Here is an 11,848-nt window from a genome sequence, read left to right as displayed (position 1 = left end):
AAACAGATCGTCCATCAAAGCCTCCAAAAAGGACTTTGAATCATAATCAAGCGCAGATTAATAGGTCCTGAGCCTAGAGGCGCGTCACGAGTTTTTCGGTAAGAATTGCATGCGGCCGTGCATGCATAGCCGCGCCAGGCAAGATCCTGAAGACAGGCGTTGCCTTATATATCAGCGCATGGAAGGCCGGGCAGGGCTGCCGGAGCCATCAGGTCATAGCAATGCTGTGTAGATTGCCGGCGCATAAGCACGGGCAAGAGGAGAATGCCGAGCGTCGGACAAAGTCCGGTGGCCCGGACCGTCGCAACTCGCTCTAGATGAAGTTTTCGAGGGATTCCGGCGGCTGGATGGTCGCGAACTCGATTGCGATGCCGTCATCGAAATGCCGGATAACGCGCGCGCGCATGGTCCCCAGGATGACCTGGGTTCCCAGTTCGGGACGTATTTCCAGTTCCAGGGCCGCGCCGGACATCGAAAGATCGACGATACGACAGGCGTAGGTATCGCCGTCTGGCAGACGGATTTCGGCATTCGGATTGCGCGGCACGATGCGTTCGTGCCGGCGGTCTTCCGGCAGCCCGAGTTCGTTGCGATTGGCAAACCATGTCAACTGCGCGGCAAGTTTCTGGCGTTTGCGGTCCGGGGCCTGAACGGCGATCATGAACCCGTCGTCGAGCAATTCAGTGACTTTGCCTTCGATACGGCCGATGTGATCGATATAGGACACAATACGTTCCGCGACCCGCGGCAGTGCCGATGTTTTGAAACGGACTTGTCCCGGCGACATTTCAACCGCCACACACTCGTATTCGGTGAAATCGGCGCACATCAGCCGCCCGTGAAGATTGACAACGACGTTCTGAAACGCCGTATCTTCTTCCGGTTCCATCACCAGCTGCTGCGCCGATCCGTTCGCCAATTGCATATGGTTAAAGCCCAATCAGAGGAAACACGATCCCACGATAGGCTGTTCTGGTTAACAAGCGGTAATCGTTGTGGCGAACCGGAGGCGGAAAAACCGAAAAATGCGGGGCTCTCGCCAGTTCCGTTTCGCAAGTGCCAGCCGACGATCGCCCGGGTTAAGGTTAACAACGGGTTTATATTGTCACCGCCGAACCGCTATGTCATAGATGTTTCAACGAATTTCCCGCCGCACCAGGCGCGGCGGTTCAGCACAAATTCCGGTTCGGGTGGGGCCCGACCAAAGCCGTTTGACAGTGATGTCAGACGGCTTCTTTTTTGCGTGACCGTTGTTATATGTAGACCGGCGACAGAACTGAGAGGCGCATTCATGACAGGCAGTCCTGCGACCGATCGGTCCGACGGTGAGGGAGGCATTCCACACCGGCGGGGAACCAGGCAACCGATGTTTAATCTGCCGGCCGTGATTGTGTGGATGCTTGCGCTCATGTGGGCGCTGCAGCTGATCCGGGATTTTGTGCTTTCGCGCGCCCAGGATGTCCACGTTCTGATCGAGGGCGGCTTCATACCGCTGCGCTATGCGATCGATTCGTCCGAACAAAGCCTTGCCTGGCTGTGGACACCGCTGACCTATTCGCTGCTTCATGGCGGTTTCGCACATCTGATTGTCAATTCGATCTGGCTGATGGCGTTCGGAGCGATCGTGGCCCGCCGCATAGGCGTATCCAAGTTTCTGATTTTCTGGGCTTTTTCAGCGGTTGCTTCCGCCGCACTCTATTGGTTCGCGAATCAGGGCAGCAATGTGCCGATGATCGGCGCTTCCGGTGTCGTCTCGGCACTGATGGGAGCGGCCGCGCGCTTTGCGTTCCCGATGAGCGGGCAGTTCAACCGCATGTATGCGCATCTTTTGCCGAGACTGTCGCTGCGCGAGGCGATGACCAACAGGACCGTCATCACCTATGTCGCAATCTGGTTCGGGATCAATGCTCTCGCAGCTTTCGGCTTTTCAGGCGGCGTTGCGGACGGGGCGCAAATCGCGTGGGAAGCCCATATTGGAGGCTTTTTGTTCGGATTCTTCCTCTTTCCCCTGTTTGACACCCGTCAGCCGGGCTGAAGCTGTCCTGGTTCCTGGCTGAATCCGCAACCGGTCCGGCTTGCAAATTCCACCCAGTACGCGCACGATGCCCTTCGAGGAACGGCAAACCTGCAATTTCCGCGTGTGTTTGGCGTTGCGTTCCGCGGCAAAAGGAGGTCACGATGACAGTTAAATCGATTTTGGATCAAAAGGGCCGGGATGTATTCACGGTCAGGCCCGATATTACGGTCTCGGAAGCCGGAATACAGCTGTCAAAGCACAAGATTGGTGCCATCGTCGTGGTGGATTCCACGAACAAGATATGCGGTATCTTGTCTGAGCGGGATATCGTGCGCGCCATAGCGGAAAACGGGCCGGCGGTTCTCGACAATCCGGTTTCGTCCGTGATGACGTCGCAGGTCAAGGTGTGCAGCGAGAACCATTCGATCAATGAGTTGATGGAAATGATGACCGAGGGGCGTTTTCGTCACCTTCCGGTGGAAATCGATGGAAAAATTGGCGGCATTGTTTCCATCGGCGATGTGGTGCGGATGAAAATCGAGCAGATCGAACGTGAGGCAGAAGAGATAAAGGCTTATATTACAAGCTGAATTGCGGTCTGAAAAACTCTCTTCAATGGTCGGTTGGCGAGCGGGCATGATTGCGGCGCGCTCGCCATTTTCCGGTCCGCAAGGAACCTATCCGGCTAGCGCCGCCTGAATTTTTTCCGCGTTGGCCTTCAGGATCTCCGGTTCCTCCATGACACTTGCGGGCGGTCCGAGTTTCACCCCGTCGAAACGGGGGATGATGTGGACATGGAGATGGAACACGACCTGGCCGCCCGCCGCTTCGTTGGCCTGCTGGATGGATACTCCGTCGGCGTCGAACGCACGCATGACCGCGCGCGACAGTTTTTGCACCGTCTCCATGACCTTCGCCAGGTCGGCGGGATCGATATCAAGGATGTTTCTCGCCCGCGCCTTTGGAATGACGAGGCAGTGTCCGGTACCGCGCGGCATGATGTCCATGAACGCGAATGTATCGTCATCCTCGTAGATCTTGTGACAGGGCATGGACCCGGACAGGATCTTTGCGAAAATATTCTCATCGTCATATGCGGCCGTTTGCGTCATCGTCTGTCCCTGTGATCCGAAATTGCGTCTTTGTGCGTCTGCGGCAACGATTGCCTTGCCGGGCGGTGCGCGTCAAGCCGCCCTGGCCCGCCACCGAGTTCTGTGCATGCCAGCGGTTTGACGACAAATTCGCTTGCAACCGGGATTGAACATTCGCGATGATAGCCGGCGGACGGCCAATCAGCCGCGAACGATCAGAACCGACAACCGGAGGATCACCATCATGGCATCACAGAAGAACGTCTGCGAGGTGCTGCTCGACAATCTGCACGCGGTTGGCGCGCGGCAGATTTTCGGCGTGACCGGAGATGCCCTCAACCCGTTCCTGGAGGCGATCAGGAATGATGGCCGATTCGAGTGGATCGCGGTCCGGCACGAGGAGAACGCGGCGTTTGCGGCGTGCAGCCAGGCGGCACTGACCGGCGGCATCGGGGTTTGTGCGGGTACGGTCGGACCCGGCGCCCTGCATCTCATCAACGGTCTTTACAATGCCAAGCGCGAATATGCCGGCGTCGTCGCCATTACCGGCCAGATCTCGCACAAGGAGCGCAGCACGGAATATCACCAGGAGGTCAATCTGACCAAGATGTTCGACGAGGTATGCGGCTACCAGGCGGTGATCGACAGTGCGGAGCAGATGCCGCGCCTGGCGCAGATTGCCATCCAACGGGCCATGATCGAACGCGAGGTGGTGCGGATCGAGCTTCCGATCGACGCTTCGGAAGAGCCGGTTCCAAACCTGCGCAGCCACTATCATGTGGTGACCAAGCCGTCCGCGATCATTCCGCCGCAATCCGAAATCGAGCGCGCGGCTGAAGCCATCAACAGCGGAAAGAAGGTTGCTTTCTTCTGCGGGGTCGGCTGCCGCGAGGCGAAAGACGCAATCATCGATCTTGCCAAGCGGATCAAGGCGCCCGTGGTGCACACGCTCAAGGGCAAGGACATTTTTGACTATGACGACGATCCGGTCGTCGGGATGACGGGCCTGATCGGAAATCCCGGCGGCTACCATTCGCTGCGCGACTGCGACGTCATGGTGATGTTCGGGACCGATTTTCCCTATGACTGGTTCCTGCCGGACGGCCCGCAGATCATTCAGATCGACAGCCGCGTGGCCAATATCGGGCGCCGTGCAGCGGTCAGTGTCGGGCTTGTCGGGACGGTGCGGGAAACCGTGGAACGGCTGGCTCCGCTGGTCAAGGACAAGTCCGACACGCATTATCTGGACCTGCAGAAAAACCGCTCGCAACGCTGGCTCAAGGCCATGGACGAACAGGGCGATCTGTCCAACAAGGGCGAACCATTGCATCCGCAACTGGTCGCCAAGGCCATTTCCGATCATGCGGCGGATGACGCGATCATCGCAACCGATACCGGGCTTTGCATTGTCTGGATCGCGCGCCAGATGCGGCTGAAGGGCGGTCGGCGCCTTGTCGGATCGTTCAACCACAGTTCCCTGGGATCGGGCTTTCCGACGGGGCTTGGCGCGGTCGCGACCCATCCGGACCGGCAGGTCTGGACGATGTGCGGCGACGGCGGTTTCGGCATGGCCATGCAGGACTTCGTAACGGCGGTGCGCTACGGCTGGCCGCTGAAGGTGGTGGTTTTCAACAACAGCGAACTCGGCTTCGTGAAAATGGAGATGGAAGTGGCGGGCTATGCCTACAACAGGACGGCAACCCATCTCGATAATCCGGACTTTGTCGCCTATGCAAAGTCCTGTGGCGGCGATGGCGCCCGTATCGAAAAGGCCGACGACATCCTGCCGGCGATCGAAGCGGCATCGAAATCGGACAAGCCGTTCCTGATCGATGCCGTGGTCTCGGCCGGAGAGCTGGTCATGCCGCCGCATGTGGATGTGAAGCAGGCCTGGGGCTTCGGCATGTCGAAGATCAAGGAGGGCATCCTCGGGCTCAAGGGCGACCACGTTCAGTGGGACAACTGGGAAGACGAGATCAAGGCGGCCCGCTGACGGATTGTTTCAGCCCTGTCACGAAAGCTCGAATTCTTTGAAGATATGCGTTAACAATTGCTTATCGAATTCGGTTAGGATTTGGTGAGGATTGGGGCCTATCATTTGTGGTTGTGTTGATTGGAGCAAATCCGGGTCAAACGATCCGATCTGACCGAGATTTGCTCTGGCGGTCGCGATTGTGACCGATTCGGATGTGTGCAGCGTTCCGGAACACTGGCCGCAGTGCCTCTTCCGGGCAGGAAATCGCGTTTTGTCGCGCGGTCGTGCGGCAGAAAATGTGTGGTGAGGAAGGGTATTGCAGGCCGGCGGTCTTGCGTGTTTGCCGTAGCCGGCAGGTCGGGAATCAACCTGCCATCCGGCGCGGGACTGCCTCTGCTGACGGGATCATGAACAGCGATCGGCGCTCCATGTCCAAATTCCCGGCAACGGCGATCTGCATCGCCGCTGCGCTGCTTGCCGCCGTCAGCCATGCCACGCCGGCCTCGGCCTTCGAATTGTTCGGCATCCGTCTGTGGGGCCGCGAGCAGCCGCAGGAAATTGCCGAGCCGGTGCCCGACGCGGTCCCCTACAATGTCACGCTGGGCGTCGACGACGCGGAGTTCCAGGAACTTCTCGATTCGGTTTCGATCCTTGTTTCGGAAAAGGATACGCCGCCCTCCGGCACGATCGGACTTCTGACGCGGTCCAAGAACGACAAGAAGCGCCTCGTCGCCGCACTTTTTTCCGTGGCGCGCTATGGCGGCACCGTCAACATCCTGATCAACGGCACGCCGTTCGAGGAGGTGCCGATCGACGCGGTGCTCAACAGTGGCGGGCCGGCCAGCGTGTCGATCCGGGTCGAGGTTGGCCCGGCTTTCACTTTCGCCGAGCCGGATGCGGCGACAACAACGGGCGAGCCGATCGATCTTTCGCAATATGATGTTGTTGCGGGCGAGCCGGCGCGCTCGGAGAAAATCGTCGATGCGGAGCGCAAGCTGATCGTTGCGTGGCATGAACAGGGCTATGCCTTCTCGAAGATCGCCAGCCGTGAAATGATTGCCGACCATCAAAGCCGGACGCTGGAGGTCGACCTGCGGCTTCAACCGGGCCCGCTGGCCGTGTTCGGACCGGTCACCGTCTCCGGTGCGGAAGATGTGGATGCCGCTTTCATCGTGCAGCAGGCAAACATTCCGGAGGGCACGGTCTACAACCCCAAACGGCTCCGAGACGCCAGCAAAAGGCTGCGCGCTCTCGGTGTCTTCGACAGTGTCGTCATCGTCGAAGCGGAAACGCCGGGGCCCAACGATTCGGTGCCGATCACGATCGAAGTCAGCGAGCGCAAACCGCGTACGATCGGTGTCGGGCTGACCGCGGCGACCGAGGACGGCCTCGGCGCCGAGGCGTTCTGGGTGCACAGAAACCTTTTCGGACGGGCTGAAACGCTTCGGATCGAAGGCGCGGTCTCGGGCGTCGGCAGGAACAATTTTTCAACCTCGCTCGACTACCATGTCGCGGCAACCTTCACCAAGCCGGGCGTGTGGGGCCCGACCACTTCCTTCCGCTCGCGTCTTGAAGCACAGGTGCAGGACACCGACGCCTTCAACAAGAACTCCGTCAGCGGCAGCGCCGGCCTTGAACGCGAGTTCAGCGACGAACTGATCGGCCAGATCGACGTCGAGGTCGAATATGCCCGTTTCGAAGACACGAACGGGCCCTCGACGAGCGTTCTGGTTTCGGTTCCGGCACAATTGGTTTTGGATACGCGCGACGACAGGCTCAATCCGACCACCGGTTACCGGCTGCTGCTGGCCGCTGAGCCCACCTATGACGTTCACAACGGAAACGCGTTCTTCAAGACGCAGGCGGCATACAGCACCTATCGCTCGGTCAACGCGGATGACACACTGGTCCTGGCTGGCCGTGTTGCCGTGGGGTCGATCCTGGGCGCCAGCCTGACGGAGGTTCCGGCGGACAGGCGGTTTTATGCGGGCGGCGGCGGTTCCATCCGCGGCTACGAATTCCAGCATGCCGGCCCCCGCAGCGGCGGAAACCCGACCGGCGGATTGTCGGTGATCGAAACATCGGTGGAGGCACGCTACCGCCTGACCGAAAATTTCGGCCTTGCGGCCTTTGTGGACAGCGGCGGCGCCTTCACGTCCTCGACGCCCGGGCAGGGCGGGCGATGGTTCACCGGTGTCGGTGTCGGCGGGCGCTATCTGACGCCCGTGGGGCCGTTGCGTGTCGATGTCGGCGTTCCGCTCGACAAGATCAGCGGCGATCCGGATTTCGGGATCTATCTGGGCCTCGGACAGGCTTTCTAGTGTCCTGAATCTGAAGTTCGTCACATTAGGCTGCATCCTCTGCACGAACTTCAGATTCAATCAGGACACTAGCAACATTATGATTCTAGTGTGGTTTACGGATTTGAAGTTCCTTGCTGAGAGCGCTGCAAACAATGAGAGGAACTTCAAATCCACCACACTAGCTGCCGCGCGCTATTTTTTCGTAATGCGCTATAATAGTTGCGCGAATCCCTTTACCGGAACGGCTGAATGAAAACCGTCCTTCGCCTCCTGATCGTCCTTGTGCTCATTGTCGTGGCAGTGATGCTGGCGGCGTTGGCGATGGTCGCGACCGGGCCGGGTCTGTCGCTCACCGCATCGATAATCGGCTCCGCCGCCAGCGGCCAGGGACGAACGGTGGTCATTTCCGAACTCGACGGTCTGATCGGCGGATCGCCCACCATCGGGCAGATCACGGTTGCCGATGAAACCGGCACATGGCTGGTTGTCGACAATATCGAGGCCGATATCGCGCTCGGTCGGCTGCTGACCGGCGCCGTCGATGTCAGCCGACTGCATGCCCAATCCGTCAATGTCGCACGGCGGCCGGTTGCGCCCGATGGCGTGCAATCCCAATCGTCTGCACCGTCACTGCCTGCAATTCCCATACGGGTGGACAACATCTTCCTGCGCTCGATCGATCTCGCCGAACCGGTGCTCGGCGAGAAGGCCGCGCTGCAGCTTACCGGGTCGGTCCTGTTGCGGGATTCACCCGTCGATCTTTCCGGCGTGATCGATATCCTGCGTATTGACGGAACGGCCGGCGAGGTGTCGGCCGACTGGAAAATCTCGCCGGACAGCAACGAACTGGAATTGAAACTCAAAGCCAGCGAGCCGTCCGACGGGCTTGTCGCGCGAGCCCTTGATATCTACGGGCTTCCGGCCGTCGATATCGATCTTGCGGGCAGCGGGCCGCTCGATGCCTGGCGTGCCAGCCTTGCGGTCGAACTGGATGGCGCGAAAACGGTCGAGGGCGATGTGTCCCTGTCGGTGACCGAACAGCGGCAGGCGGTCGATGGTGTGCTCAAAGGTTATCTGGCACCGTTGCTGCCGCGGCGGTTGGCACCGCTTTTCGCGGGCGATACGCAAATCGAGCTCACTGCCGAACGTGACGGCGAGAATACGATCAGGCTTGAAAAATTCGACGCCCGGTCCGCGCTGCTGTCCATCTCGGCTTCGGGCAACGTGCTTGCCAGCGAGAACACCGTCGACCTGACGGCAGATATTGCGTTCGGCAGCGCGGGTTCGCAGGTCGCGTTCCAACTGGCGCAGGACCAGACGCTGGATATCGGTCATGTCCAGTTGCGCTCGTCCCTCAAGGGAAGTCTCGAAAAGGCCGAGTGGAACCTGAACGGATCGGTGAAATCGCTGTCGAACGGTCAAGTTTCTGTGGCCGATGCAGCCGTTACCGGGCGCTCGTCCGATGTGAATTTTCTCAAGGTCACCGGGGAGGCGACGGTCGACATGACCGCGGCGTCGGTCTCCACCGGCCAGGAATTGGCGGATTCCCTGATCGCCGGTTCACCGCAGCTCTCGAGCGATTTTGTCTTCAACGAAGGCCAGATCGACTTCGAACGGCTCGAATTGAAAACGTCCGCCGTGGATGCGACGGCCCGAGGACAGGTCAACATTGCCGAGCGCTACGCCGATATGCAGCTTGCAGCCCGCGTGACCGCGCCATCGGGTTCCCCGCTGCCGGAGTTGCTGGGTTCGCAACAGGCCAATTTGTCGGGCAGGTTGACACGACAGGGTGATGGCACACTCGTCCTGACGGATCTTGCAGTCGAAGCTGAAAATCTGTCGGCGAACGGCAGCGGTGCGTTGAGCGACGGATCGATCGAATTCAGTTCCAAGCTTTCCCTGACGGATCTCTCGCGTTTCCGCGAGGAACTGCAGGGCGGCTTCAATATCGATCTCAGCCTTTCCGGAACGCCGTCCGCACCGGAATTCAAGCTCGATGCGCGCGGTGTCGGCATCTCGGTGCTGGACAAGCCGCTCGAAGACTTTTCGGTATCGGCGAGCGGCATTGCCTCCGCCGATCAGCCGCGCGCCAACCTCAAGGTCGACGGGCGCTATGAAGGACATCCCGTCACGGTTTCCGCGCGTGTTTCCGGTGGTTCCGACGGTGTGCCCGTGGTCGAGACGCTCGACCTGTCCGTGCCCGGCGCACGCGCCAACGGCAGGGTGAACGCCGATGCGAACGGTATTCTCACCGGTGAATTGAGCCTCGACATTACGTCGCTGGAGGAACTCGGGCCGCTGATCCTGCAGGAAGGGCTGAGCGGATCCGCATCCGGAACGGTCAGATTTGCCGGTGAAGACGGCAAACAGAACATAACGGCAAAGCTGGCTTCGCCGGATTTCGCCACCGGGCCGGTCTCCGCCGACAGCCTTGACCTTGATGTGGTCGTGAAGGATCTGCGGCAGGCACGAGACCTCTCGGCTTCCGCGACGGCGCAAAGCGTGACGATTTCAGGCACTGAAATCAGCAATGCCAAGGCCAGCATTCAGGGGGCACCGGAGTCGATGCCCTTTTCCGCTTCCGGTACCGTATTCAATGCGCCCGTTTCCGTCGACGGCAAATATTCGTCCGTCCAGGGAACGACCACAATCGAAGTCAGCAGGGCCAATGCGACATTCCGATCGGTTCCGGTGCAACTGACCGAGCCGGTTTCGCTCACCCTGGCGCAGGGGGGCGCCAATATCGAGACCGCAACCTTGAGGGTCGGCAGCGGCACGGTTGTCGTGAAGGGGTCGGCGCAGGACGCGCTTGATTTCGATGTTGCCATCAACAGCTTTCCCGTGGCGCTCTTCGAGAATGTCGCGCCGACCGGTCTCGGACAGAACGGCACGTTGTCCGGCACGGCAAAGATCTCCGGTGCGGCGTCGGACCCGTTGGTGTCCTACAATCTGAATGTCGCGAATTTCTCCGTAGAGGCGAGCCGCGGCGCGCGCATGCCCTCATTGAACGTTCAATCGTCCGGCCGGTTCGAATCCAACACGCTGACACTGAATACCCAGGCGTCGGGAAGCGGCATCGACTTCAATATCAGGGGAACCGTGGATGTTGCGGATGGGCCGCGCCTCGATCTGAAGGTGGACGGCAAGGCACCGCTCGAACTGGCGACCCTGCCGGCAGCGGATGCCGGCGTGCAACTGGAAGGAACCGCACAGGTGTCCGTAGCGATTACAGGTGCGGCGCAAAATCCCTCCATAAACGGAACGCTGACAACGACCGGTGCCGATTTCATCGAGACCAACACCGCGCTGACCATTCGTGACATCAACGCGAATATTGCCTTTGACGGTACTACGGCGCGAATTTCGCAATTGACCGGCAGGCTGGGTTCAAGCGGCACGATCACCGTGACCGGTTCGGTCCAGACCGACCCTTCGAGCGGATTGCCGGCCGAGCTTGCGATTACCGTGCGCAACGGGACCTATACGAACAGCGAGATCGTGACGGCGCAGTTCGAAGCCGATCTGACCGTTGATGGGGCGCTGTTGCGCTCGGGCCGGATCGGCGGCACCATTTCGCTCGAGCGGACGGATATCAGCATTCCCGACAAGCTGCCGGCGTCGATCCCGTTTATCGACGTCAAACATGTGCGTGCGCCGGCACGGGTCATCGAGCAGGCGCGGGAACTGGAGCCCAGGGAAGGACAGAATGCGGACGCAAATGCGGCCGATGGCGGACTGCAGCTCGATATAAGCGTGAATTCGCCATCGCGTATTTTTCTTCGCGGTCGCGGCATTGACGCCGAATTCGGCGGGTCCGTCGACGTCACGGGTTCGAGCCGCGCGCCGCGGGTGAGGGGCACCTTCACCATGATCAGGGGGCGCATCGACCTGCTGACCAAGCGTTTCAATTTCAACAGCGGCTCGATCACATTTGCCGGACCGCTCGATCCGTCATTGAACTTTTCCGCGACGACCACACGCGGCAGCGCTTCCTATTCGATCGTCGTGGGCGGAACGGCTTCGGATCCGGAGATCAGTTTCACATCCTCGCCGTCTCTTCCCGAGGACGAGATTCTCGCCAACCTGTTTTTCGGCAAGAGCCTTTCAAACCTTTCGGCCATTCAGATCGCCCAGATCGCAAACGCGGTGGCCTCGCTCGGTGGAGCGAATACACGCGGCGGCGTGCTGGGTCGGCTTCGCAGCCTCACCGGTCTTGCCGATATCGATATCAACACCGACCAGGAAGATGGTGGCACGTCCATCGGTATCGGCCGCTATATCAACGACCGGACCTATCTCAATGTCGAGCAGGGCGTTTCGGGCGGTTCCGGGCGCGTGACCATCGACATGGACCTGACCGACCATCTAAAGGCACGGGGCGAAGCCGATACCGACGGAAATTCCAAGGCGGGAATATTCTTCGAGCGGGACTACTGACACATTGTCATTTGCCCTGTCGCGG

Annotated in this window: 7 protein-coding genes; 5 read left to right on the top strand and 2 right to left on the bottom strand. The window is 60.0% G+C overall.

What is annotated here, in order from left to right; genetic code table 11:
* Window positions 1–313: 313 nt before the first annotated feature.
* Window positions 314–925 carry a PilZ domain-containing protein gene (locus OOZ53_RS16000; RefSeq protein WP_271090660.1) on the bottom strand — a complete coding sequence of 204 codons (612 nt, stop codon included), beginning with the start codon at window positions 923–925 and terminating at the stop codon, window positions 314–316.
* A gap of 441 nt (window positions 926–1,366) precedes the next feature.
* On the opposite strand from OOZ53_RS16000, the gene OOZ53_RS15995 reads away from it, so the two are divergent.
* The gene (locus OOZ53_RS15995) at window positions 1,367–2,035 is read left to right on the top strand and encodes a rhomboid family intramembrane serine protease (protein ID WP_271090659.1); all 669 of its coding nucleotides are present in this window, start codon (window positions 1,367–1,369) and stop codon (window positions 2,033–2,035) included.
* A 143-nt stretch (window positions 2,036–2,178) separates the two neighbouring features.
* Complete coding sequence (locus tag OOZ53_RS15990; protein ID WP_271090658.1) at window positions 2,179–2,607, top strand: CBS domain-containing protein; 429 nt, start codon at window positions 2,179–2,181, stop codon at window positions 2,605–2,607.
* Window positions 2,608–2,694: 87 nt separating this feature from the next.
* On the opposite strand, the gene OOZ53_RS15985 is transcribed toward OOZ53_RS15990, so the two are convergent.
* Window positions 2,695–3,129 (bottom strand): HIT family protein, encoded by a 435-nt coding sequence (locus OOZ53_RS15985; protein ID WP_271090657.1) that lies wholly within the window; start codon window positions 3,127–3,129, stop codon window positions 2,695–2,697.
* 223 nt (window positions 3,130–3,352) lie between these two features.
* On the opposite strand from OOZ53_RS15985, the gene OOZ53_RS15980 reads away from it, so the two are divergent.
* The 3 genes from OOZ53_RS15980 (at window position 3,353) to OOZ53_RS15970 (ending at window position 11,823) form a co-directional block, all read left to right on the top strand.
* Window positions 3,353–5,101, top strand: a complete 1,749-nt coding sequence (locus OOZ53_RS15980) for a thiamine pyrophosphate-dependent enzyme (protein WP_271090656.1) — start codon at window positions 3,353–3,355, stop codon at window positions 5,099–5,101.
* Window positions 5,102–5,490: 389 nt separating this feature from the next.
* Complete coding sequence (locus OOZ53_RS15975) at window positions 5,491–7,404, top strand: autotransporter assembly complex protein TamA (RefSeq protein WP_271090655.1); 1,914 nt, start codon at window positions 5,491–5,493, stop codon at window positions 7,402–7,404.
* Window positions 7,405–7,635: 231 nt separating this feature from the next.
* Window positions 7,636–11,823 (top strand): translocation/assembly module TamB domain-containing protein, encoded by a 4,188-nt coding sequence (locus OOZ53_RS15970; RefSeq protein WP_271090654.1) that lies wholly within the window; start codon window positions 7,636–7,638, stop codon window positions 11,821–11,823.
* The last annotated feature ends 25 nt before the right edge of the window (window positions 11,824–11,848 follow it).

The sequence above is a fragment of the Allohoeflea poritis genome, assembly GCF_027889715.1.
Lineage (GTDB): Bacteria > Pseudomonadota > Alphaproteobacteria > Rhizobiales > Rhizobiaceae > Hoeflea_A > Hoeflea_A poritis.
The sequence above is the reverse complement of the archived record's forward strand: the minus strand, read 5'-3'. Positions and strand labels throughout refer to the sequence as shown.

Coding starts and splice junctions, on each gene's coding strand:
- OOZ53_RS16000 (WP_271090660.1), bottom strand. CDS start 925: ATGCAATTGGCGAACGGATCGGCGCAGCAGCTGGTGATGGAACCGGAA.
- OOZ53_RS15995 (WP_271090659.1), top strand. CDS start 1,367: ATGTTTAATCTGCCGGCCGTGATTGTGTGGATGCTTGCGCTCATGTGG.
- OOZ53_RS15990 (WP_271090658.1), top strand. CDS start 2,179: ATGACAGTTAAATCGATTTTGGATCAAAAGGGCCGGGATGTATTCACG.
- OOZ53_RS15985 (WP_271090657.1), bottom strand. CDS start 3,129: ATGACGCAAACGGCCGCATATGACGATGAGAATATTTTCGCAAAGATC.
- OOZ53_RS15980 (WP_271090656.1), top strand. CDS start 3,353: ATGGCATCACAGAAGAACGTCTGCGAGGTGCTGCTCGACAATCTGCAC.
- OOZ53_RS15975 (WP_271090655.1), top strand. CDS start 5,491: ATGAACAGCGATCGGCGCTCCATGTCCAAATTCCCGGCAACGGCGATC.
- OOZ53_RS15970 (WP_271090654.1), top strand. CDS start 7,636: ATGAAAACCGTCCTTCGCCTCCTGATCGTCCTTGTGCTCATTGTCGTG.